This is a genomic window from Enterobacter sp. K16B (assembly GCF_020216105.1).
Lineage (GTDB): Bacteria > Pseudomonadota > Gammaproteobacteria > Enterobacterales > Enterobacteriaceae > Enterobacter > Enterobacter sichuanensis.
In genome coordinates this window covers 1-22,566 of the sequence record NZ_JAIWJZ010000098.1, presented here as the reverse complement: position 1 = coordinate 22,566, position 22,566 = coordinate 1, and the positions used below count along the sequence as shown (strand labels likewise).

Below are 22,566 nucleotides of genomic sequence, written 5' to 3'. Positions count from 1 at the left end.
CCCCATCTATTGTATTCTGAAGCAAGGTATTTATGGCTTCCGGGCAACGAAGGATGGCGATGAAGCGACTAAAAAATGAACTCAATTCACTGGTCAACCGCGGCGTTGACCGTCATCTGCGTCTGGCGGTGACCGGGCTAAGCCGCAGCGGTAAGACGGCGTTTATCACCGCGATGGTAAACCAGCTCCTGAATCTGCACGCTGGCGCGCGCCTGCCGTTGCTTGGCGCGGTTCGGGAAGAGCGTCTGCTGGGCGTTAAGCGTGTTCCGCAACGTGATTTTGGTATTCCCCGGTTTACCTATGACGAAGGGCTGGCGCAGCTCTACGGCGATCCGCCCAGCTGGCCGACGCCGACACGAGGAGTCAGTGAAATTCGCCTTGCGCTGCGTTTCCGCTCGAATGAATCCCTGATGCGCCACTTTAAGGACACCTCCACGCTGTACCTCGAAATCGTCGATTACCCCGGCGAATGGCTGCTCGACTTGCCGATGCTGGCGCAGGATTACCTCACCTGGTCCCGGCAGATGACGGGGCTGTTGCAGGGGCAACGTGCAGAGTGGTCGTCGACGTGGCGACAGCTGTGCGAAGGGCTGGATCCGCTGGCACCAGCAGATGAAAACCGTCTGGCGGCTATTGCTGAGGCCTGGACAGCGTATCTGCATCAGTGTAAGCAGGAAGGTCTGCATTTCATCCAGCCAGGGCGGTTTGTCCTGCCGGGGGATTTAGCGGGGGCACCCGCGCTGCAGTTCTTCCCGTGGCCGGATGTGGACGGTACCGGAGAGGCGAAGCTGGCGCAGGCCGACAAGCACACCAACGCAGGTATGCTGCGGGAACGTTACAATTACTACTGTGAAAAAGTGGTCAAAGGTTTCTATAAAAACCATTTTTTACGCTTCGACCGTCAGATCGTGCTGGTGGATTGTCTGCAGCCGCTTAACAGCGGGCCGCAGGCCTTCAACGATATGCGCCTCGCGCTGACGCAGCTGATGCAAAGTTTTCACTACGGGCAGCGGACGTTATTTCGCCGTCTGTTCTCACCGGTGATCGATAAGCTGCTGTTTGCGGCGACTAAAGCCGATCACGTGACGGTCGATCAGCATGCCAATATGGTATCGCTGCTGCAGCAACTGGTGCAGGATGCCTGGCAAAACGCCGCGTTTGAAGGTATCAGCATGGATTGCCTGGGGCTTGCGTCCGTGCAGGCAACGCAAAGCGGGTTGATTGACCTCAACGGTGAGAAAATTCCGGCCTTACGCGGTAATCGCCTCAGCGACGGCGAACCGCTTACTGTCTATCCGGGCGAAGTGCCCTCGCGCCTGCCGGGCCAGGCCTTCTGGCAGAGCCAGGGCTTCCAGTTTGAAGCCTTCCGCCCTCAGGCCATGAGCGTCGACACCCCGTTGCCCCACATCCGTCTGGATGCGGCGCTGGAGTTTTTGATTGGAGATAAATTGCGATGACGGAACCGTTAAAACCGCGCATAGACTTTACCGGAACGCTTGAGCAGGCGCAGCAGGAGGCGTTTAAAACGGCGCAGACGTTCAGCGGCGCGCAGGCAGATAATTTTGCCCCGGCGCTCGCGGAGCAGCCGGGCGTTGAGGAAGGCCCTGCGGAGGCGGCCGTGGAAGCCGCGTTGCGTCCGAAACGCAGCCTGTGGCGTAAAATGGTGACCGCGGGTCTGACGCTGTTTGGCGTAAGCGTGATCGGGCAGGGTATACAGTGGACGATGAATGCCTGGCAAACCCAGGATTGGGTTGCGCTCGGCGGGTGTGCCGCGGGCGCGCTGATTGTCGGGGCGGGCGTTGGATCGGTTGCCACCGAGTGGCGGCGGCTCTGGCGTCTGCGACAGCGCGCGCACGAGCGTGATGAGGCCCGGGATTTGCTGCACAGTCACGGCACCGGTAAAGGCCGCGTGTTCTGTGAAAAGCTGGCCAGCCAGGCTGGAATCGATCAGTCACACCCGGCACTCCAGCGCTGGTATGCCGCCATTCACGAAACCCAGAACGATCGGGAAGTGGTGACGCTCTATTCCCATATGGTTCAGCCGGTGCTGGACGCTCAGGCGCGGCGTGAAATCAGCCGCTCTGCGGCGGAATCCACGCTGATGATTGCCGTCAGCCCGCTGGCGCTGGTTGATATGGCTTTTATCGCCTGGCGTAACCTGCGCCTGATCAACCGTATCGCGAACCTTTACGGCATAGAACTGGGTTACTACAGTCGGATCAGACTGTTTAAGCTGGTCCTGCTCAATATCGCCTTTGCCGGGGCGAGTGAACTGGTCCGCGAAGTGGGCATGGACTGGATGTCGCAGGATCTTGCGGCGCGTCTTTCAGCTCGCGCAGCCCAGGGCATCGGCGCAGGCCTCCTGACGGCACGCCTGGGTATTAAAGCGATGGAAGTCTGCCGTCCGCTCCCGTGGATTGACGGCGATAAGCCCCGGCTGGGGGATTTCAGGCGTGAATTGATCGGCCAGCTCAAAGAGACGCTCAATAAAAAACCGGCTCCGTGAGGTTTTGTTCACTAAGCGTGCGGGCTGTCAATATTTCTTGACAGCCATCTTCCGGTTCACCGTGTTCTGACATATCATTTTAATGTTATTGGCTTAAAACGGTGAATTTCCCATGCGTCTTGAAGTCTTCTGTGAAGACCGTCTCGGTCTGACCCGCGAATTACTCGATCTTCTTGTTTTACGTAGCATTGATTTACGTGGCATTGAGATCGATCCTGTCGGGCGAATTTACCTCAATTTTGCCGAAATTGAATTTAATACATTCAGCAGTCTGATGGCTGAAATCCGCCGTATCGCTGGCGTTACGGATGTACGCACCATTCCCTGGATGCCATCCGAGCGTGAGCACCTTGCACTGAGCGCGCTGCTGGAAGCGATGCCGGAGCCGTTCCTCTCCCTGGATTTGAAAAGTAAAGTTGAACGCGTTAACCACGCGAGCTGCCAGCTTTTCGCCCAGAGCCAGGAGAAGCTCAGCAATCATAACGCCGCACAGCTGATCCCCGGCTTCAACTTCCAGCGCTGGCTGGACAGTAATCCGCAGAACACGCACAGCGAGCATGTGGTGATTAACGGGCAGAACTTCCTGATGGAGATCACGCCGGTTTACCTGAAAGGGGAAGGGAATGCACGTGTGTTAACCGGAGCGGTGATCATGCTGCGATCGACGTTACGCATGGGCCGTCAGCTGCAAAACCTCTCCAGTCAGGATGTCGGTGCCTTCAGCCAGATTATTGCCGTCAGCCCGAAAATGCGCCATGTGGTTGACCAGGCGCGCAAGCTCGCAAGCCTGACCGCACCGTTGCTGATTACCGGCGATACCGGTACCGGGAAAGATCTGCTGGCGCACGCTGTACACCTGGCGAGCCCGCGTGCGGCAAAACCGTATCTGGCGCTGAACTGTGCCTCTATCCCGGAAGATGCCGTTGAAAGCGAGCTGTTTGGTCATGCGCCGGAAGGGAAGAAAGGCTTCTTCGAGCAGGCTAACGGCGGTTCCGTGCTGCTGGATGAGATTGGCGAGATGTCGCCTCGTATGCAGGCCAAACTGCTGCGTTTCCTGAACGACGGCACGTTCCGCCGTGTCGGCGAAGATCACGAAGTACATGTGGACGTACGCGTCATCTGTGCCACCCAGAAAAACCTGGTCGAACTGGTGCAAAAAGGGATCTTCCGCGAAGATCTCTATTACCGTCTCAATGTCCTGACGCTGAATATTCCCCCGCTGCGCGATTGTCCGCAGGACATCATGCCGTTGACCGAGCTGTTTGTGGCCCGTTTCGCCGACGAGCAGGGGGTTCCGCGGCCGAAGCTCTCTTCCGACCTCGGTACGGTGTTGATGCGCTACGGCTGGCCGGGAAATATTCGTCAGCTCAAAAACGCCGTTTATCGGGCGCTGACGCAGTTGGAAGGCTATGAACTGCGACCGCAGGATATCCTGCTACCGGATTACGACGCCGGAACGGTGTCAGTGGGTGAAGAGGCAATGGAAGGCTCACTGGATGAAATTACCAGCCGCTTTGAACGTTCGGTATTGACGCAGCTTTATCGCAGTTATCCCAGTACCCGCAAACTGGCAAAACGTCTTGGCGTCTCACATACCGCGATTGCAAATAAATTACGTGAGTATGGCCTGAACAATAAGAAGGGTGACGATTAATTCTTTATGCCAACTCTTCACCGGGTTGGCACTCTTAAATTTCATCTGATTGATATGTTTTCTTAGTGATATTTTGTCTGTGAATAAAATCCGCTCTGACCAGCGGGTTTTATTCTTAATTAAAGGTCGTTTTCCCGGCTTTTATTTTGCAGCACTCTTTTATGCCCTTACAGTTAGTCGCGATTTAATAATGTGATTGATATATAAGGGATGATTATGAAATTAAATATATTTGCCAGGACAATAATTGGCATGGGTGCGCTATGCGTAACTGCCCCGGTATTGGCTGTCGAGGCCTGGAGCGGTCAGGAAGGAACCGGGCCTTATGAGGTTATTTATAACAGCGGTGTCTATACGAATGCATGGTGGGTGGCAAAAACTGACTGTCCGGGGAATGAGACAGACACTAATCCGTGGAAATATGAACGTGCCGCGACGAGCGCTGAAATAAGCCAGTATGGCAACCCCACAACCTGCGAGACCAGCGGTGGTGACGTCAGCTACCCTGAATACAACAGCGCAAACAGCTATAACGCCAATGATGTCGTCAGTTATAACGGCGCAACATGGAAAACGTCAGCGGCACAAAGTCCGTATGGCTTTAAGCCGGGTGAAGGTAACCCGTGGGAGTTGTACGCTGAAGTGCCGCAGTGGTCAGCAGCAACGACATATAATAAAGGCGACAAAGTTCAGAAGGGCGGACAGGAATATGAGGCCTTGTTCTATACCGTCGGTGATGACCCGTCTAATTCCTCCAACCAAAACCCTACCGGCACCAACGGTCGTCCCTGGAAGCCCCTGGGGCAGGTCGTAAGCTACACGACGGAACAATTAAATAATGCGCCTCAATTTAATGCCTCGACGCTTTATGACAGCGGGACATTAATTCGCTATAACGGCGGCAATTACGTTTCCCAGGCAAAAGTGCAGAAAGTCTCCCCGTCCGATTCTAACCCATGGTCTGTGTATATTGACTGGTCTGGCACCAAAGCGATGGTGGGTACACCTTCTGCGCCGTGGCCAGCACATGTCTACGCGCCGTATGTCGACTATACCCTGAACTCGCTGCCTGACCTGGCAAGCCTGGCGAAAAACCAGAAGGTCACCCACTTCACCATGGCCTTTGTCGTGGCTAAGGATGCCGATACCTGTCTGCCAACGTGGGGAACGGCATACAACATCAATGACTATGCACAATACAGTAAAATTAAAGCCTTGCGTGAAGCGGGCGGCGACGTGATGGTGTCCATTGGCGGCGCCAACAACTCACCGCTGGCAGCATCCTGTAAGAACGTGTCCGATCTGCAGAAACACTATTACGACATCGTTGAAAATCTGAACCTGAACGTGCTGGATTTCGATATCGAAGGCACCTGGGTTGCCGATCATGATTCCATTAACCGCCGCAACGAAGCGGTCAAGGCCGTACAGGCACAGTGGAAAGCCGAGGGGCGCAGCGTGGGGATCTGGTATACCCTGCCCATTCTGCCGACAGGTCTGACGGCGGAAGGGCTGTATGTACTGGAAGATGCGAAAGCCAAAGGTGTTGAACTGGCCGGTGTTAACGTGATGGCAATGGACTACGGCAACAGCATTTGCCAGTCCGATGGTACCGAAGGCCAGAACATTCACGGTAAGTGCGCCACCTCTGCAATTGAAAACCTGTTCAGCCAGCTGAAGCAAATCTTTACCGATAAGAGTGACGCTGACATTAACGCGATGATGGGCGTGACGCCAATGAACGGCTACAACGATGTTCAGGGCGAAGTGTTCTATCTCTCTGATGCCAGGCTGGTAATGGACGATGCCAAAACCCGCGATCTGGGCATGATCGGCATGTGGTCGATGATGCGTGACCAGCCAGGCGTTGCCGGGCAGGTTTCTCCGGAACACAGTGGCCTGACTGAATCGCAGGCGCCGCAGTATGCCTTCAGTGACGTGTTCGCGCCGTTTACGCACACTGAAGCGTCTGTTGATACGGAAATAAAAGACATCAGTATGGATAAATCCTCTACTTATCCGAAAGTGCAGTGGCTGCAAAATACAGCTAGCTTGTCACAGTCAGCGTTTACAGTCACATCTCAGTGGGATAAAGACGCTGAGGAAAAGACAATTAATTCGTATGGTGTTAATGCCCCAAAAGGTAGCGCAACGATAACCGAGCAGGGTAATGGTTATTCTTTGGTAAAAATACCAACTAATATGGGGATGGTTGCTGGGAATATAATTAACGTCAGGGATGACAACAATAATAAAGTAATGACCTATACATTTGTCATTGATGATTTCATGACTGGAACAGAAAAAAATGTAGCGTCAACGTCATACGATATCCCTACACCTCCAACTGGAACAACGCCAAGGATAAATTATACTGTCAAAACCAGTACTGATTTTATGATGAGTAGTCAATATGTCAATTTTTACATTGATCGTAAAAATACGAAAACAGGTGATGTCACTCGCGATTTTCGTTGCTCATATTATCGTGCTGCGCTTGCAGGAGGGGCATCTGGTTATACCCAATGTACATTTAATTTGGGTAAATCTTCTTATATGATTAGTGACTATCTCAGTGATCTTCATGTCGGAGATAAGATAATACTGGCAGTTGCCGATGGTGGAAATAAAAATGCGAACGTTCATTCTGTTATGTCAAGCTTGACCATAACTGAAGATATGATGAAAAGTAGAAAGTAATATTACTTATTAGTTATAACGAGATTATAACTTAATTCAAAGCCGTAACAGTGATGTTACGGCTTTTTGTTCTTATTCTTTCGCTAACGGTGTCGTGTCGAGCGCGACCTTTGTTTCTCCCTGAATCGACGCAATCCTGTTTTCGACCTCTTTCACCTGCTGCGGGCTGTGAAGCAGGGTATAGGTCAGATCAAACTGCGCGCTGGCACCAGGCTGCAGCTGCTTAACCCGCTTCTGCTCGCGTTCAATGGTAACGGGGTAGGCGTAGCTGGTCCCCGGCTCAATCCCCGTGACGTAACCCTGTTTCAGCGTATCGGTATTTTTCCATAAGGTCAGTACGGGGAGCTGGCGGGTGTCAAACTGTATTGACGCGCCTTTATCTCCGGCTTTATTGACCACGGCTGCGAGCGTTTCGTGGTTATTATCCGCAAGTGGTTTGATGTTAAAGACCATCTCATCAAAGTCTTTTGTCGGCCCTGCATAGGTTTGCCAGTTGTTAACACCCGCTTTGGCGTAGTCATTGAATGGGCTCACGCTCGCTGCCGGGGCAAGGAAACGTGCGCCTTCCTCGAGGACAGGCGTACCGAAGTTGCTGTGATAGATGATCTGATAGTCGTGAGGATAATCTGCATGGTTGGTCAGCACATCGTGCAGGCTGAACTGGTTGGTTCCCGGCACGTAACGCAGTTCGGTCAGGGTTTGCAGATCTGCTTTTTTGAAGGTGCTCTCTTTGATCAAACCTCTGACGCGGATTTCATGCGGTGCAGCATCCGCGACTTCCACCTCGACCTGTGATGCTGGCGTATTTCCGGCCTTGCCGTGCAGCGTATAAATCTGACCGTCGGCCGTCACCGGATGGCCTGTCCACTCATAGCCACAGCGGACCATCATCTCATTGAATCCTTCCAGCCAGCCGAGACCGTTGCGACTTTCAAGATTGATATAAGCCGGGTTCACCACCTCTTTGACGGGTGAGTTCCACCCCAGTCGGGTGCCAAAGCCTTCAACATGCAGAAGGTTCATGCCACGCGTCGGGCTTAAGGCAATGGTCAGGCCATCTTTGCTGCTAATAATGATGACTTTACTGCCTTCCTGCTTACCGCCATGCAAGACTTTTTGCTCAATGCTGAACGTTTGATTTTTAACGTTCAGCTCATTGCTGGAAATCTTCCAGTTTCCTTTTTCTACGCTGCTTTCAGCGCTTGTCAGCACCCAGGTTTTCGCCGCGGCATGACCTGAAACCAGAACCGCAAGAAGCGTAAAAGCCAGTTTTATTTTCATGTTTATCCCTTTTTGCTGAAACGATTATTTGATTTCGTAAGCAAATCTAATGTTTTGCCGAAAAGGGAAATGTGATGTGTCTCACTGCGCAAGAAAAGGTGATAACAGAACAGGTTTTATGTGGGATTAATAGCAAAAAGATGAATGTACAAAATATTATTGCGCTAAAAATGTGAAGTATGACCAGATTAGCTTTAACGATTCAGCTAAAAATAAATAAAAAACCCCGCCGTGGCGAGGTTGAGAATACGTTGTATAGAATACTAAGGACTTATTATGCTTTCAGCACGTCCAGCGCGGCAGTGTAATCCGGCTCGGTGGTGATTTCGTTAACCAGTTCGCTAAAGACAACAGTGTCGTTTTCATCAAGAACCAGTACAGCACGTGCAGCCAGACCTTTCAGTGGGCCTTCCGCGATGCTGACGCCGTAGTTCTCCAGGAAATCCGCGCTGCGCAGCGTGGAGAGGGTAACGACGTTGCTCAGACCTTCAGCACCGCAGAAACGAGACTGGGCAAACGGCAGGTCAGCGGAAATGCACAGCACAACGGTGTTGTCCATTTCAGTCGCCAACTGGTTGAATTTACGCACGGATGCGGCACAGACGCCGGTATCAATGCTTGGGAAAATGTTCAGCACTTTGCGTTTACCCGCAAACTGAGCCAGTGTGACGTCAGACAGATCTTTAGCCACCAGAGTAAAAGCCTGCGCTTTGCTGCCAGCCTGCGGAATGGAACCTGCTACAGCAACCGGGTTGCCCTGGAAATGAACGAGTTGTGACATAGATATCTTCCTGTTTACATATAGTTAACGTCGGGGCTAGTGTATGCCATCAGCGGATAACACGGCAAACCAATTTTTTCGCCTTTACGGGCCGCAAGGAGTCAGTGATGAGAAGCGTTAAGGTCTATGAAGAAGCCTGGCCATTGCATACCCCGTTTGTAATTTCACGCGGCAGTAGAAGCGAAGCCAGCGTGGTGGTGGTTGAAATTGAAGAAGAGGGGGGTAAAGGTGTCGGGGAATGTACGCCTTACCCGCGCTATGGGGAAAGTCTGGCATCCGTGATGGCACAGATCATGACCCTGGTCCCTGATCTGCAAAAAGGGCTCACGCGTGAAGCATTACAGACGCGTTTACCCGCTGGTGCGGCGCGCAACGCCATTGATTGTGCGCTATGGAACCTCGAAGCCGCAACGCGGCAAAAATCGCTGCCGTCTTTGCTGGGTGTGGCATTGCCGAGATCCGTCATTACCGCGCAAACGGTGGTGATTGGTGAGCCGGAACAGATGGCAGCCAGCGCAAAAGCACTTTTTGACGCCGGGGCCACGCTGTTAAAAGTGAAGCTCGACGATCGTCTGATTAGCGAGCGAATGGTCGCCATTCGTTCGGCGGTTCCTGCAGCCACGCTGATTGTTGATGCCAACGAGTCATGGCATCCCGAAGGGCTTGCCGCACGATGCCAGCTGCTGGCTGACCTGGGCGTGGCCATGCTGGAGCAACCACTGCCGGCGAAGGATGATGCCGCACTGAAGAATTTTATCCATCCGTTGCCAGTTTGTGCGGATGAAAGCTGCCATACCCGCGAGAATTTGCGCGAACTTGAAGGCCGCTACGACATGGTCAACATTAAGCTCGACAAGACTGGTGGGCTGACAGAAGCGCTGGCACTGGCGGCAGAAGCCCGGGCGCAGGGCTTTGGATTGATGCTTGGCTGTATGCTCTGTACCTCCCGGGCGATTAGCGCGGCGCTGCCGCTGGCCGCGCAGGTGCGTTTTGCCGATCTGGATGGCCCGACATGGCTCGCCGTTGACGTCTCACCGGCGCTCCATTTTACCAGCGGCGTGCTTCATCTCTGAGGCTGCCAGCACAGCAGCTGCATCATGGCTTTCAGGTATTTTTCGCTGGCTTCGTCGGAGGAGATTGCCGGGAATTCTGCGGTGATGCAGGGCAAGCTCAAATCAGCGCACCAGCTACCGAATGAACCGGGTGTTTCATAGCCCACGCTGGAGACGAGTGGCAGGGCGAACGCCTGTGCCAGCCACTCGCCCAAGCTGGAGTGGCGCGGATCTTCAATACAGGCCAGCGGATCGTGAAAGGAGACAACCCAGGCGGGTTGGATCTTATGGATAAGCTGGCACAACGCTTGCGTTTCTGGCTCCGAGCCCGGTTTGTCCCCCGTCAGTAACACCACATCACGCTCCTCGGCGGTACTGTTCCAGCGATAAACGGTTTCCCCGGCGCGCCAGTTTGCCGCCGGGAAATTACGGTTCAGGTCGACGCCCCTCGCATTCGCCCGCAATCCAAGCTGGCAGCCATCGGGGTTCACGGCAAGGATCACGTGATGACGTCGTAAAGAAGGGGTCAGCGTTCGCAGTGCACATGAGAGCGTGACGATGGATGAGTTCTCATCCCCGTGCGTGCCGGCAATGATCAATCCGCTGTCGCGATCGGCATTGGGGGCCGGGAACCAGATCAGCGATGCGCCTAAGAATGAGCGGCCATATTGCTCTGCGCCCGGCGGAAAGGCGCCGCGTTCCGCTCGTGGTCGGGTGGTTGCCATACGAAATCCTGATAAAGAAGTCTCTACTGGCAGTGTTGTGCAAAACCCGCGGTTAATCAAATAGTTTCCGCAACGGCTGAGAATTGCCTTAAATCACTATTCCTGACGAAGGTATTTGCATTTCTTATTGTCGAAACAAATAATTACGCATCTGCTTGTTACCTGCCTTTATTAAAGGGGATCTTATGAAGCATCCTGTTTCGCGTCTTTTCACCGCACTGTGCCTGTGCGGACTTTCTACACTCTCGTACGCTGCTGATGTGCCACAGGGCACGGTACTGGCGCAAAAACAGGAGCTGGTCAGACACATTAAAGACGAACCGGCTTCGCTCGATCCGGCAAAAGCGGTTGGGTTGCCAGAGATTCAGGTGATTCGCGATCTGTTCGAAGGACTGGTGAATCAGAACGAGAAAGGGGAACTGACCCCGGGCGTGGCGACGCGCTGGCAGAGCAACGATAACCGTATCTGGACGTTTACCTTGCGCGATAATGCGAAATGGTCTGACGGTTCGCCTGTCACCGCACAGGATTTTGTCTACAGCTGGCAGCGTCTGGTCGATCCAAAAACAACTTCTCCGTTTGCCTGGTTTGCGGCCCTGGCGGGGATCAGCAACGCACAGGCGATAATTGATGGCAAAGCGGCGCCTGATACCCTGGGCGTGACGGCGGTGGATGCCCGAACGTTACGCGTTCAGCTGGATAAACCGCTGCCGTGGTTTAGCAACCTGACAGCAAACTTTGCCTTCTACCCGGTGCAAAAAGCGAACGTTGAAAGTGGTAAAGAGTGGACGCGCCCGGGCGCGTTGGTCGGGAATGGCGCATACGTCCTGAACGATCGCGTGGTGAATGAAAAACTGGTTGTCGTGCCGAATACCCACTACTGGGACAACGCCAAAACTGTCCTGCAAAAAGTCACGTTCATTCCGATTAATCAGGAATCCGCGGCCACGAAACGCTATCTGGCCGGGGATATCGATATTACCGAGTCGTTCCCGAAAAACATGTATCAGAAGCTCCTGAAGGACATTCCGGGACAAGTTTATACGCCACCGCAGCTCGGAACTTATTACTATGCGTTTAACACGCAAAAGGGCCCGACGGCCGATGCCCGGGTCCGTCTTGCGCTGAGTATGACTATCGATCGCCGCCTGATGGCGGAAAAGGTATTGGGGACCGGCGAGAAGCCAGCCTGGCATTTCACCCCTGACGTGACGGCGGGCTTCACGCCTGAGCCTTCACCGTTTGAGCAAATGTCGCAGCAGGAGCTGAATGCGCAGGCGAAAACCTTGCTGCAGGCCGCAGGTTACGGTCCTCAGCGCCCACTGAAGCTGAACCTGCTGTACAACACCTCGGAAAACCATCAGAAAATCGCCATCGCGGTGGCGTCCATGTGGAAGAAAAACCTTGGCGTGGATGTCAAACTGCAAAACCAGGAGTGGAAAACCTATATCGACAGCCGCAATACCGGCAATTTTGATGTGATCCGCGCGTCATGGGTGGGGGATTACAATGAGCCCTCTACCTTCTTGTCTCTGTTGACCTCAACCCACAGCGGCAATATCTCGCGTTTCAATGATCCGGCTTACGATAAGACGATCCATCAGGCGACGCTGGAAACCACGGCGAAAGCGCGTAATACCGACTACAACATGGCGGAGAAAATCCTCATGGAGAAGGCGCCTATCGCGCCCATCTACCAGTACACCAATGGTCGTCTTATCAAGCCGTGGGTGAAAGGATATCCGATTAATAACCCGGAAGACGTGGCGTACAGCCGGACGATGTATATTGAGAAGCACTGATGTGCACTGACCTCTGGCTAACGGCAGATTACCATCACTAAACCCTGAACTGGCGCGGTTTGTCGCGCCAGTTTCTCCTTCTGACCATTTCCCGCCACAGCAGAAGTATCACTTTTCTGATATTGCGCTGAATGGCGTATCCCTGAATACACATTCCATGCATCCAGTGGATGATTGTCTTAAATCCGATACACCAGATATATTAAATAGTCCCTCTGGTTATCCCGAGTTTTATTCATAAGTCCACTGTTGGACATTTTCAGGGCTTTTCAGTATTAAGCACTATCCTGTAATATCATCCGGGATAAGTCTTAATTTGTAGCCATTTTATTGCAGGTTGACCGAGTCGTCTGTCGGTTTGGCGTTCATGTCCGTCCGGATGCGGTAGTTAATTCAGGTTTAAATGTACAGTAAGTTGTACTGAAATTAATTTTTATATTAGCCGTTTTGTCTCAACGAAAGTTACTGGTTAAAATAAAACGCCCCTGCATTTATGTGGCGATATTCAACCCGGCAAGGGATTAATTTATTCAGGAGATAAATAACCATGTCTGAATCATTTCAGAACGAGATACCTCGCGCACGCGTAAATATAAAACTGGATTTGGTCACGGGTGGCGCCCGGAAGAAAGTTGAGTTGCCGCTGAAGCTGCTGAGTGTCGCTGACTACAGCAATGGCAGGGCGGAAGGGGCCCTTTCAGAACGCGAAAAAATCAACATCAATAAAAATAACTTCAACAGTGTTCTCGCTGATCTTCATCCCGAAGTGAATATCACCGTTAAAAATACCCTGGCGAACGATGGCTCTGAAGAAAACGTGAGGCTGGCTTTTCAGAATATGAGAGATTTTGAGCCAGAAGCGGTGGCGCGCCAAATTCCACAGCTTCGTGCAATGCTCGCCATGCGTAATTTACTGCGGGATTTGAAATCCAATCTTCTGGATAACGTCACTTTCAGGAAAGAACTGGAAACTATTTTAAAGGACCCGGCGCTCACTGATGAACTGCGCCGCGAACTGAACGCGCTTGCCCCGGCCCAGGATTAACTACCGGAACATGTTAACGGAATAATAACGAGTAAAATGCTTATGTCAGTCAATAATGAATCCCAGAGTCAGACAGGCGGCGCGACAATTGAAAAGACGCTGCCGCAGAATGGCGTTTATGCATCCCTGTTCAACAAAATTAATTTAACGCCGGTTGCTGAAATTGGTGACCTGAATGGTTTTGAAGACAGTACTGTAATGGCAGAAACGTCCGCTGATGCGCGCGTTACGGCAGCCGTTCAGGTCTTCATGCAGTGCCTGCAGAAGTCCGGCCAGAAAGTTGAGAAGCTCGATAAAACATTACTGGATCACCACATCGCGGAACTGGATTTCCAGATTAGCCGTCAGCTTGATGAAGTGATGCACAGCGATGAATTTCAGAAAGTTGAGTCCGTATGGCGCGGTCTTAAGTCGCTGGTGGATAAGACGGATTTTCGTCAGAACGTAAAAATCGAGATTCTGGACCTTTCCAAAGACGAACTGCGTCAGGATTTCGAGGACTCGCCGGAGATTATCCAGAGTGGCCTGTACCGTCAGACGTACACGATGGAGTACGACACGCCCGGCGGCGAACCGATTGCTGCGGTGATTTCCGCGTATGAGTTTGATGCGTCTGCGCAGGACGTGGCGCTGATGCGCAATATTTCAAAAGTGTCTGCGGCTGCTCACATGCCGTTTATTGGCTCTGCGGGTCCGGCGTTCTTTATGAAGTCCTCAATGGAAGAAGTGGCGGCCATCAAAGATATCGGCAACTACTTTGACCGCGCCGAGTACATCAAATGGAAAAGCTTCCGCGAGACGGATGACTCCCGCTATCTCGGCCTGGTGATGCCGCGCGTGCTGGGTCGCCTGCCGTACGGACCTGACACCGTCCCGGTACGCAGCTTCAACTACGTTGAGCAGGTCAAAGGCCCGGACCACGACAAATACCTGTGGACCAACGCCTCGTTCGCCTTTGCGGCCAACATGGTGAAGAGCTTCATTAACAACGGCTGGTGCGTGCAAATTCGTGGCCCGCAGGCGGGTGGTGCGGTTCAGGATCTGCCGATCCACCTGTACGATCTCGGCACCGGCAATCAGGTGAAAATCCCGTCTGAGGTGATGATCCCGGAAACCCGCGAGTTTGAATTCGCGAATCTCGGCTTTATCCCGCTGTCGTACTACAAGAACCGTGACTACGCGTGCTTCTTCTCGGCGAACTCGACCCAGAAGCCCGCGCTGTACGACACCGCTGATGCGACCGCCAACAGCCGTATCAACGCGCGCCTGCCGTACATCTTCCTGCTGTCGCGTATCGCGCACTACCTGAAGCTTATCCAGCGCGAAAACATCGGGACCACCAAAGACCGTCGCCTGCTGGAGCTGGAGCTCAACACCTGGGTGCGCACTCTGGTGACGGAAATGACCGATCCGGGCGACGAACTGCAGGCCTCACACCCGCTGCGTGACGCGAAAGTGGTCGTGGAAGACATCGAAGACAACCCGGGCTTCTTCCGCGTGAAGCTGTACGCCGTGCCGCACTTCCAGGTGGAAGGCATGGATGTCAACCTGTCGCTGGTTTCCCGGATGCCGAAGGCTAAAGCATAAGTAAAGGCAGGAAGCCAATGAAGACGGAACAACCGTTATGGGGCCGGGGCCAGATGGTCTCACCCCAGCACTTCCAGCAACAGGCCGCGTACGCGGCCTGGACTGCGGATTGCATTGCCCGGTTAGGTATTAATCATCCGTGGGGGGTGATTGATGCTACTTTCGAGCCGGAGCCCCTGAAACTGGGCCGCCTGCAGGCCAGTCATTTGCACGTCCGTTTTCCTGACGGGACGCTTATTGACACGGATAATGCCGACGATTTGCCACCGGTGCTGGCGCTTGAAGGTGAGTCACAGGAGGTAGTGGTGGTTCTGGCACTTCCGCTGCTGCGGGCGAATGGCGGTAACTGCCTTAAACCCGATGAAGTAGCCGGGCGCCCTGTTCGCTATCGCCAGCGCTGGCAGGATGTTCGCAATATCTTTGGGGATGACAGCCGTCAGATTGCGGTGATGCGGCCGGAGCTGACGTTGCGTTTTGCTCATCAGAGCAATAGTGATTATCTGACGTGTCCGGTCGCGCGCCTGCTGCAGGATTCGCAGGGAGTGTGGGGACTCGATAAATCGTTTCTCCCTCCGCTTCTGGCTATCCAGGGCAGCCGCTGGCTGGTAACCCAGCTCGAACAACTAATGAGCCAGCTACGCATACGCCTGAGCCGTCTGATGGCGATGCGCCGGGAAAGTAATGAGCGAATGGCCGATTTTGCCGTGGCAGATGTGTCTCTGTTCTGGCTGCTTAATGCCCTGAACAGTGCTGAGCCCGTGTTGGGACAGTTTCAGCGTCATCCGCAAAGCCCGCCTGAACGCCTGTATCCTGAGCTGGCACGTCTGGCGGGTAGCCTGCTGACCTTCTCACTGGAGCATCAGGTGAGTGCGATCCCGGTCTGGCAGCATGAGCAGTTGAATAATGTCTTTCCTCAGCTGTTTGACTTACTGGGCGATCTGCTGGAAGCCAGTCTGCCGTCGCGGGTGGTGGCCATTGAGCTTGAGCATGATGCCCGGCTGCACTTCTGGCAGGCTCGTCTGCATGACCCACGTCTGCGTGAAGGGGCGGATTATTACCTTTCCGTGCGTTCACCAATGTCGGTTGCCCAGTTGCAGGAGCAGTTCCCGCGCCAGTGCAAAGTTGGCAGTCCCGATCATGTCAGAAGTATCGTCAATTCATCGCGGGTGGGCGTGCCGCTGACGCCGCTGCGTCATGTGCCAGCCGCCATTCCACTGCGCCTGGAAAACCAGTACTTCAGCCTTGATGTCTCCCATCCTCTGACCACTGAAATGCTTCAGGGTGGCACCTGTATGTTTTACGTCCCGGGGATGCTCGGTGAGCCTGAACTTGAACTCTTTGCGGTACTGAGAACATGAGTGAACCTAAACGCGGCGCTGCCGCGTCCATTGATATTGATGCCCTGCTGCAGGACACCTGGCTGCAGGTCATCAGCCTGCGTCACGGTCCGGTCTTTCAGGAGGGTGAGGGGCGTATGCTGTGGGAGCGCTGCATTGCCGATGTGGAGCGCGTGCAGCACGAGCTGAAAGCGAGCGAACTCGATGAAGCCAGCTGCCGGCATATTCTCACTGCACAGTGTGCGCTGCTTGACGAAGCGGTCAAAGGTCGCGGTGTGGAAGATGACGCCTGTGTGCAGTGGTATGACATCCCCCTGCAGGGGTACTTCCTCGGCACCATGGATGCCGGTGACACGTTGTGCGATCGAATGCGCGATGTGCTGCGAGAACCGGCTCCTGATCCTGCAGTCGTGACCTGCTTCTAGCGAGTTATGATGCTGGGATTTCTCGGCAGTTTCCGCTCCCTGAACGATCCGGAACGCCAGAAACTCCTCAGTGCACTCAGTGAGCATGCTACGCCGTTCAGTTATCCACAGACCCATTCTGTACTGGCGGAAAGCCGTGCCGGACGGGGAATGGGCGCCTGCCTGGCATCATTGCCAGTACGTATTGGCCTGAGCGTGGTGGTGGTAGCCGCACTCTGGTGGGGACTGGATCACTGGCTGGATCAGATGCTCCTGACCCTGTTGCCGGGGGCCGTGAAATGAGTCCTGTACAACAGCGCGGGCTGGCGCTATGGGCCGCCCTGCTGAGTGCCGTGGTCTGCCTGGGCTTTCTGCCAGTTACCCGACTGGTTTCTGTGCTCGTTTTGCTGGCGATTCTGGGGCTTATTCTGACGCTCTGCACTGTCGCCAGCCGTCGTGTTCGGCACGATCTCATCCTGCGTCTGGATGACCTCCCGGAAGCCACTTACCGTCAGCCCGTGGTGCTGGTCTGTGGCGATCTGCCGCTGGGATGTATGCCGCAGTTACCGGTGCTCACTGTCGCGCAGGGATGCTGGATCCGCGTGGAGGAACATCAGAGTCTGGAGCAGGTAGCCCGTCAGGTACTGTGGCTGCGTCCCGACTGGGGACGTCAACTGTCGGTGATGGTCAGTGTCTGTCCGCAGCAACACCCTGACAGCGAAGCCCTCACCAGTCGTCTGCTGGCCCTGCGCTGGCAAATCAGCCAGTTGCGTAAAGCAACCGGTCATTCTGTGCCCCTGGTTCTGAATGGTCAGGTTGGCAGCGCAATGACGAATGACATGCTCTGGCAGGCCGCCATTCCGGGGGAAGGGGTGAAGGTCTGGCAGGCATCTTCTGCTCCGGGGGCGGTCGCTGCATGGGTCACCGCCGGCGGAACGCCAGCGATGCAGCAGCAGGTGCTGATGAACTGTCTGATGAACTGGTTCCGTCAGCACGTCCAGGCTGTCTTTATGGATAACAATCCCGATATTCCGGTCATCACACCGGCCACGGTGCTGTGGGGAATGGGGCCGATCCTGGCCGGAAGTCTGGCCACTTCGGCCTGGACGGTGTGGCTTTCCCGTCACACGGCGATGCAGCAGGTGACCGGCTGGCAGCCAGTGGGAACGGACAGCACGGTTGTTTCCCTTTTCCCGGATTTTATCCTGCCGCTTCTGCCGGAAGGGCGCGGCCTGACGCCGCGTGGGCGAACCTGGCGGTATGCGCACGGGATCCTCACGCTGGCAGCCATTGCCGCGCTGCTCAGCAGTGGCTGGAACAATCGCCAACTGCTGCAACGTGTGAGTTTCGATATCGCTCGTTATGACCGTATTTCGATGGATGATTTCGGAGCAAAAGCTGATGCCGTTGCTGTCCTTCGTGACGATGCGGCAGAGCTGGATGGTCTGGCGCGCAATGGCGTACCGGTCCGGATGAGCCTCGGTCTGTATCAGGGGGCGCGTCTGCGCATGCCGGTGCTGGATGCGATCCGCTCGTATGTTCCCCCTCCACCGCCCCCGAAACTGCAGCCGAAACCGGTACCGAAAATTGTACGTCTCGACAGCATGTCGCTGTTCGATACCGGCAGATACGACCTTAAACCTGGCTCGACGAAGCTGCTGGTGAACTCCCTCGTGGGCATCAAAGCGAAGCCAGGCTGGCTGATTGTGGTGGCGGGGCATACCGACAGTACCGGCGATGAACAGGCCAACCAGGCGCTGTCGCTGAAGCGTGCGGAGTCCGTGCGCAACTGGATGCGTGATACCGGCGACGTGCCGGAAAGCTGTTTTGCGGTGCAGGGCTATGGCGAAAGCCGTCCTGTCGCCTCTAACGACACGGCACATGGGCGTGCCCTTAACCGCCGTGTCGAAATCAGTCTGGTACCTCAGGCCAGTGCCTGTCAGATACCCGGCAAAAACCCGGCGCCATCGCAGGATGATGGCGTCCCAGAAAATAAAACGGAGTAATTAACATGGCAATTCCTGTTTATCTTTGGCTGAAAGACGACGGCGGCGCGGACATTAAAGGGTCTGTGGACGTTCAGGATCGCGAAGGCAGTATCGAGGTGGTGGCACAGGAGCACAACCTGTACATCCCGACCGATAACAACACCGGCAAGCTGACCGGCACGCGTATCCACACGCCGTTCCTGTTCACCAAGGAGATCGACTCCTCCAGCCCGTATCTGTACAAGGCGGTGACCACCGGTCAGACCCTTAAGTCTGCTGAATTCAAGTGGTACAAAATCAACGACGCGGGTCAGGAAGTGGAGTACTTCAACACCAAACTTGAGAACGTGAAAGTGGTGAAAGTGAATCCTGAAATGTACGACATCAAGGATCCTTCCAAAGAGAAACACAACCATCTTGAGCGCGTGGAGCTGCGCTACGAAAAAATCACCTGGACCTACAAGGACGGCAACATCATTCATTCCGACTCCTGGAACGAACGCGCCACCGCGTAATCCTGATGCGGGCAGGGCTTTCCTGTCCGCAGTTTTTTGCTGAGCGCCTGAGACGCAGGCGCTCAGCAAAGAAAAACACATTCTGCCTGCCTGACCTTATGCGCTTTGGTGAACAGCGAGGGGCGGTAGCGTGTCCAGGAACCGACAAAGAGAGAATCTCATGGAAAATCCAGCCATCCTGTTACGTCGTCTGAACCCTTACTGCGCCCGCGCGATGGAAGGCGCAGCCTCCCTGTGCCAGACCCGCGCCCACGCGGAAATCCTGCCTGAACACTGGCTGCTGAAACTGCTGGAGCAGGGCGAGGGTGACCTGACGGTGCTGGCCCGGCGTTATGAGTGGGACATGAACAGCCTGTGGCAGGAGTTGCTCGGCTGGCTGGACAAACAACCTCGCTCGGTACGCCACCGACCGCAACTCTCCGGGAACATCCGGACGCTGATGCAGGACGCCTGGATGATTGCCTCGCTCAGTGGTGAAGAGCAGATCCGCAGTGTTCACCTGCTGATGGCGCTGGTTGAAAAACAGAGTCTGGTCCGCTGCGACGGTCTGTGGCCGCTGCTGACGCTGGGCCGGAGTCAGCTGGAGCGCCTGCGTCCGTTACTGGACGCGCAGTCCGACGAACGCCCGGACGTGCAGCAGGAGGCGGAACTGGCCAGTGTCGGGGACGTGGAGTTTGTCGGCCGTCCTGCCGGTGCAGAACCGGAAGAGGGCGGGCTGAATCCGGCGCTGCAGAACGCCCTGGATAAATTCACCCTCGATGTCACCGCCCGCGCCCGCGAGGGTAAAATCGACCCGGTGTTTGGTCGTGACAATGAAATCCGCCAGATGGTGGATATCCTGTCGCGTCGCCGCAAGAACAACCCGATTCTGGTCGGCGAGCCGGGAGTCGGCAAGACGGCACTTGTGGAAGGGCTGGCGCTGCGCATTGCGGAAGGCAACGTCCCGGACGCGCTGAAACCCGTCTCCGTGCGCACCCTCGACCTCGGCCTGCTGCAGGCGGGGGCAGGCGTGAAGGGCGAGTTCGAACAGCGGCTGAAGAACATTATTGAGGCGGTACAGCAGTCCCCATTGCCCGTGCTGCTGTTTATTGACGAGGCCCATACCATTATTGGCGCGGGCAACCAGGCGGGCGGGGCCGATGCGGCCAACCTGCTGAAACCGGCACTGGCCCGCGGGGAACTGCGCACCATTGCCGCCACCACCTGGAGCGAGTACAAGCAGTACTTCGAGCGCGACGCCGCGCTGGAGCGCCGCTTCCAGATGGTGAAAGTGGACGAGCCGGACGACGACACCGCCTGCCTGATGCTCAGGGGCCTGAAATCCCGCTACGCTGAGCACCATGGGGTGCACATCAGCGATGAGGCGGTGCGAGCCGCCGTCACGCTCTCCCGCCGCTACCTGACAGGCCGCCAGCTGCCGGATAAGGCGGTGGACCTGCTGGACACCGCCTCCGCCCGCATCCGCATGAGTCTTGATATGGTGCCGGAGCCGCTGACCCGCCTGAAGGCGCAGCTCACGGCCCTGGATATGGAGAAGCAGGCGCTGCTGGAAGATACCGCACTGGGCAACAGCAACCACGGCGAACGCCTTGCCGCCATCGAACAGGACGAAGTCCGTATTATCCTGCAGCTTGACCAGCTGGAAACACAGTACGGCCAGGAGCTGAAGCTGACGGAAGCGCTTCTTGCCTGCCGCACAGATATCTCGCGCCAGGCAGAAACGGCGGATTTGCAGAACCAGCTCACGGCTGTTCAGCAGCCCACCCCGCTGCTGGGGCTGGATGTGGACGTCCGCACCGTTGCCACGGTGATTGCCGACTGGACCGGCGTGCCGCTTTCTTCGCTGATGAAGGATGAGCAGACGGAGCTGCTGAGCCTGGAAGCGAGCCTGGGCAGGCGCGTGGTGGGCCAGGACGCGGCGCTGAACGCCATCGCACAGCGCCTGCGCGCCAGTAAAACGGGCCTGGCGCCGGAGAACGGTCCGCAGGGCGTGTTCCTGCTGACCGGGCCGAGCGGCACCGGCAAGACCGAAACCGCGCTGGCGCTGGCAGACGTGCTGTACGGCGGTGAAAAATCGCTGATTACCATTAACCTCTCCGAATACCAGGAGCCGCACACCGTGTCGCAACTGAAGGGCTCGCCTCCGGGCTACGTCGGTTACGGTCAGGGCGGCATTCTTACCGAAGCGGTGCGCAAACGCCCGTACAGCGTGGTCCTGCTCGATGAGGTGGAGAAGGCACACCAGGATGTGATGAACCTGTTCTACCAGGTCTTTGACCGCGGTTTTATGCGCGACGGTGAAGGCCGGGAAATCGACTTCCGCAACACCGTTATCCTGATGACCTCGAACCTCGGCAGCGACCACATCATGCAGCTGCTGGAGGAACAGCCGGAGGCCACCGAATCCGACCTGCATGAACGGCTGCGCCCGCTGCTGCGCGACCACTTCCAGCCTGCGCTGCTGGCCCGCTTCCAGACGGTGATTTACCGGCCGCTCAGCGAGAGCGCCATGCGCACCATCGTGGAAATGAAGCTCGGGCAGGTGAGCCGGCGCCTGCACCGTCACTACGGGCTGACCACTAAAATCGATGAGAGCCTGTATGACGCGCTGACGGCGGCCTGCCTGCTGCCGGATACCGGTGCGCGCAACGTCGACAGCCTGCTCAATCAACAAATTCTGCCTGTGCTGAGCCAGCAGTTGCTGACCCGTATGGCCGACAGACAAAAACCACAGTCGTTACACCTGAGCTGGAGCGAAGAAGCGGGCATCGGTCTGGAATTTGACGTTCAGGAGGGAGTGGACGCATGAGTAATAATCCTCCGTTAAGATTCAGCCATAACCACCACCTGCTTTCGGTGAAGGGCTGTGACGCAGAGTCCGATGTGCTGGCGTTTGAAGGCGATGAAGCCCTGAGCACACCGTTCCGCTACCGTATTGAGTTCACCAGCGGTAACCACGCCATCAGCAGGGAGATGATGCTGATGAAACCCGGTTCGCTGACGCTGCAGGCCCCGGTAGACCAGGGTTACGGCATCAAAGTGCAGCAGCCGGTGCGGGTGATTCAGGGGGTGGTGACCGGTTTTGAGCGCCTGGGCACGTCAAAAGACGAAACGCATTACGCCCTGACCCTCCAGCCACGCCTGGCGCTGCTCGACCGTTCGCACCAGAACGCCATTTACCAGGACATG

Annotated in this window: 16 protein-coding genes and 1 pseudogene; 14 read left to right on the top strand and 3 right to left on the bottom strand. The window is 55.5% G+C overall.

Annotated features, from left to right (window positions below):
- Positions 1 to 59 precede the first annotated feature (59 nt).
- From LDK53_RS17515 to LDK53_RS17500, 4 genes are all read left to right on the top strand, one after another.
- Positions 60 to 1,457 (top strand): YcjX family protein, encoded by a 1,398-nt coding sequence (locus tag LDK53_RS17515; RefSeq protein ID WP_025756626.1) that lies wholly within the window; start codon positions 60 to 62, stop codon positions 1,455 to 1,457.
- Positions 1,454 to 2,506, top strand: coding sequence for a YcjF family protein (locus LDK53_RS17510; protein ID WP_225287684.1), 1,053 nt, complete (start codon positions 1,454 to 1,456; stop codon positions 2,504 to 2,506). The genes LDK53_RS17515 and LDK53_RS17510 overlap by 4 nt, the downstream gene beginning before the upstream one ends.
- A gap of 112 nt (positions 2,507 to 2,618) precedes the next feature.
- Positions 2,619 to 4,160: a transcriptional regulator TyrR gene (gene tyrR, locus LDK53_RS17505; RefSeq protein ID WP_047958797.1), complete on the top strand. Its 1,542-nt coding sequence runs from the start codon at positions 2,619 to 2,621 to the stop codon at positions 4,158 to 4,160.
- A 216-nt stretch (positions 4,161 to 4,376) separates the two neighbouring features.
- Positions 4,377 to 6,860, top strand: a complete 2,484-nt coding sequence (locus LDK53_RS17500) for a glycosyl hydrolase family 18 protein (RefSeq protein WP_318527756.1) — start codon at positions 4,377 to 4,379, stop codon at positions 6,858 to 6,860.
- A gap of 72 nt (positions 6,861 to 6,932) precedes the next feature.
- Here LDK53_RS17500 and LDK53_RS17495 read toward each other — a convergent pair whose 3' ends face one another.
- Both LDK53_RS17495 and tpx read right to left on the bottom strand, forming a co-directional pair.
- Positions 6,933 to 8,141, bottom strand: coding sequence for an aldose 1-epimerase family protein (locus tag LDK53_RS17495; protein WP_225287683.1), 1,209 nt, complete (start codon positions 8,139 to 8,141; stop codon positions 6,933 to 6,935).
- 274 nt (positions 8,142 to 8,415) lie between these two features.
- Entirely contained in the window at positions 8,416 to 8,922 is a 507-nt protein-coding gene (gene tpx, locus LDK53_RS17490) for a thiol peroxidase (protein ID WP_047958795.1), read from the bottom strand.
- A 107-nt stretch (positions 8,923 to 9,029) separates the two neighbouring features.
- Between tpx and ycjG the strand changes: the two genes are divergently transcribed.
- Positions 9,030 to 9,995 carry an L-Ala-D/L-Glu epimerase gene (ycjG, locus tag LDK53_RS17485; protein ID WP_225287682.1) on the top strand — a complete coding sequence of 322 codons (966 nt, stop codon included), beginning with the start codon at positions 9,030 to 9,032 and terminating at the stop codon, positions 9,993 to 9,995.
- On the opposite strand, the gene mpaA is transcribed toward ycjG, so the two are convergent.
- On the bottom strand, positions 9,986 to 10,699 hold the full coding sequence (gene mpaA / locus LDK53_RS17480) for a murein tripeptide amidase MpaA (protein WP_025756632.1): 714 nt from the start codon (positions 10,697 to 10,699) through the stop codon (positions 9,986 to 9,988). The genes ycjG and mpaA overlap by 10 nt on opposite strands.
- Positions 10,700 to 10,884: 185 nt before the next feature.
- Between mpaA and LDK53_RS17475 the strand changes: the two genes are divergently transcribed.
- The 9 genes and pseudogenes from LDK53_RS17475 to LDK53_RS17435 all read left to right on the top strand — a co-directional run.
- Positions 10,885 to 12,501, top strand: a complete 1,617-nt coding sequence (locus LDK53_RS17475) for a peptide ABC transporter substrate-binding protein (protein ID WP_059387104.1) — start codon at positions 10,885 to 10,887, stop codon at positions 12,499 to 12,501.
- Between the two features lie 547 nt (positions 12,502 to 13,048).
- The gene (tssB, locus tag LDK53_RS17470; protein ID WP_225287681.1) at positions 13,049 to 13,546 is read left to right on the top strand and encodes a type VI secretion system contractile sheath small subunit; all 498 of its coding nucleotides are present in this window, start codon (positions 13,049 to 13,051) and stop codon (positions 13,544 to 13,546) included.
- Between the two features lie 36 nt (positions 13,547 to 13,582).
- Positions 13,583 to 15,133 carry a type VI secretion system contractile sheath large subunit gene (tssC, locus tag LDK53_RS17465; protein ID WP_225287680.1) on the top strand — a complete coding sequence of 517 codons (1,551 nt, stop codon included), beginning with the start codon at positions 13,583 to 13,585 and terminating at the stop codon, positions 15,131 to 15,133.
- A gap of 17 nt (positions 15,134 to 15,150) precedes the next feature.
- Complete coding sequence (gene tssK / locus LDK53_RS17460; protein ID WP_225287679.1) at positions 15,151 to 16,491, top strand: type VI secretion system baseplate subunit TssK; 1,341 nt, start codon at positions 15,151 to 15,153, stop codon at positions 16,489 to 16,491.
- Positions 16,488 to 17,177 (top strand): annotated as a pseudogene (gene tssL / locus LDK53_RS17455) (type VI secretion system protein TssL, short form). The gene tssK and the pseudogene tssL overlap by 4 nt, the downstream one beginning before the upstream one ends.
- Positions 17,174 to 18,880, top strand: coding sequence for an OmpA family protein (locus LDK53_RS17450; protein ID WP_225287678.1), 1,707 nt, complete (start codon positions 17,174 to 17,176; stop codon positions 18,878 to 18,880). Before tssL ends, LDK53_RS17450 begins: the two are co-directional and overlap by 4 nt.
- A 5-nt stretch (positions 18,881 to 18,885) precedes the next feature.
- Positions 18,886 to 19,377, top strand: coding sequence for a type VI secretion system effector Hcp (gene hcp, locus LDK53_RS17445; protein ID WP_023325816.1), 492 nt, complete (start codon positions 18,886 to 18,888; stop codon positions 19,375 to 19,377).
- A gap of 160 nt (positions 19,378 to 19,537) precedes the next feature.
- On the top strand, positions 19,538 to 22,186 hold the full coding sequence (gene tssH / locus LDK53_RS17440) for a type VI secretion system ATPase TssH (RefSeq protein WP_225287677.1): 2,649 nt from the start codon (positions 19,538 to 19,540) through the stop codon (positions 22,184 to 22,186).
- Positions 22,183 to 22,566: contractile injection system protein, VgrG/Pvc8 family (locus LDK53_RS17435; RefSeq protein WP_263643492.1), on the top strand; the 384-nt coding region annotated here is incomplete at its 3' end. The genes tssH and LDK53_RS17435, both read left to right, overlap by 4 nt.

What these genes read in the sequence shown, in the direction of transcription:
- LDK53_RS17515 (WP_025756626.1), top strand. Translation starts at nt 60, where the DNA reads ATGAAGCGACTAAAAAATGAACTCAATTCACTGGTCAACCGCGGCGTT.
- LDK53_RS17510 (WP_225287684.1), top strand. Translation starts at nt 1,454, where the DNA reads ATGACGGAACCGTTAAAACCGCGCATAGACTTTACCGGAACGCTTGAG.
- tyrR (WP_047958797.1), top strand. Translation starts at nt 2,619, where the DNA reads ATGCGTCTTGAAGTCTTCTGTGAAGACCGTCTCGGTCTGACCCGCGAA.
- LDK53_RS17500 (WP_318527756.1), top strand. Translation starts at nt 4,377, where the DNA reads ATGAAATTAAATATATTTGCCAGGACAATAATTGGCATGGGTGCGCTA.
- LDK53_RS17495 (WP_225287683.1), bottom strand. Translation starts at nt 8,141, where the DNA reads ATGAAAATAAAACTGGCTTTTACGCTTCTTGCGGTTCTGGTTTCAGGT.
- tpx (WP_047958795.1), bottom strand. Translation starts at nt 8,922, where the DNA reads ATGTCACAACTCGTTCATTTCCAGGGCAACCCGGTTGCTGTAGCAGGT.
- ycjG (WP_225287682.1), top strand. Translation starts at nt 9,030, where the DNA reads ATGAGAAGCGTTAAGGTCTATGAAGAAGCCTGGCCATTGCATACCCCG.
- mpaA (WP_025756632.1), bottom strand. Translation starts at nt 10,699, where the DNA reads ATGGCAACCACCCGACCACGAGCGGAACGCGGCGCCTTTCCGCCGGGC.
- LDK53_RS17475 (WP_059387104.1), top strand. Translation starts at nt 10,885, where the DNA reads ATGAAGCATCCTGTTTCGCGTCTTTTCACCGCACTGTGCCTGTGCGGA.
- tssB (WP_225287681.1), top strand. Translation starts at nt 13,049, where the DNA reads ATGTCTGAATCATTTCAGAACGAGATACCTCGCGCACGCGTAAATATA.
- tssC (WP_225287680.1), top strand. Translation starts at nt 13,583, where the DNA reads ATGCTTATGTCAGTCAATAATGAATCCCAGAGTCAGACAGGCGGCGCG.
- tssK (WP_225287679.1), top strand. Translation starts at nt 15,151, where the DNA reads ATGAAGACGGAACAACCGTTATGGGGCCGGGGCCAGATGGTCTCACCC.
- LDK53_RS17450 (WP_225287678.1), top strand. Translation starts at nt 17,174, where the DNA reads ATGAGTCCTGTACAACAGCGCGGGCTGGCGCTATGGGCCGCCCTGCTG.
- hcp (WP_023325816.1), top strand. Translation starts at nt 18,886, where the DNA reads ATGGCAATTCCTGTTTATCTTTGGCTGAAAGACGACGGCGGCGCGGAC.
- tssH (WP_225287677.1), top strand. Translation starts at nt 19,538, where the DNA reads ATGGAAAATCCAGCCATCCTGTTACGTCGTCTGAACCCTTACTGCGCC.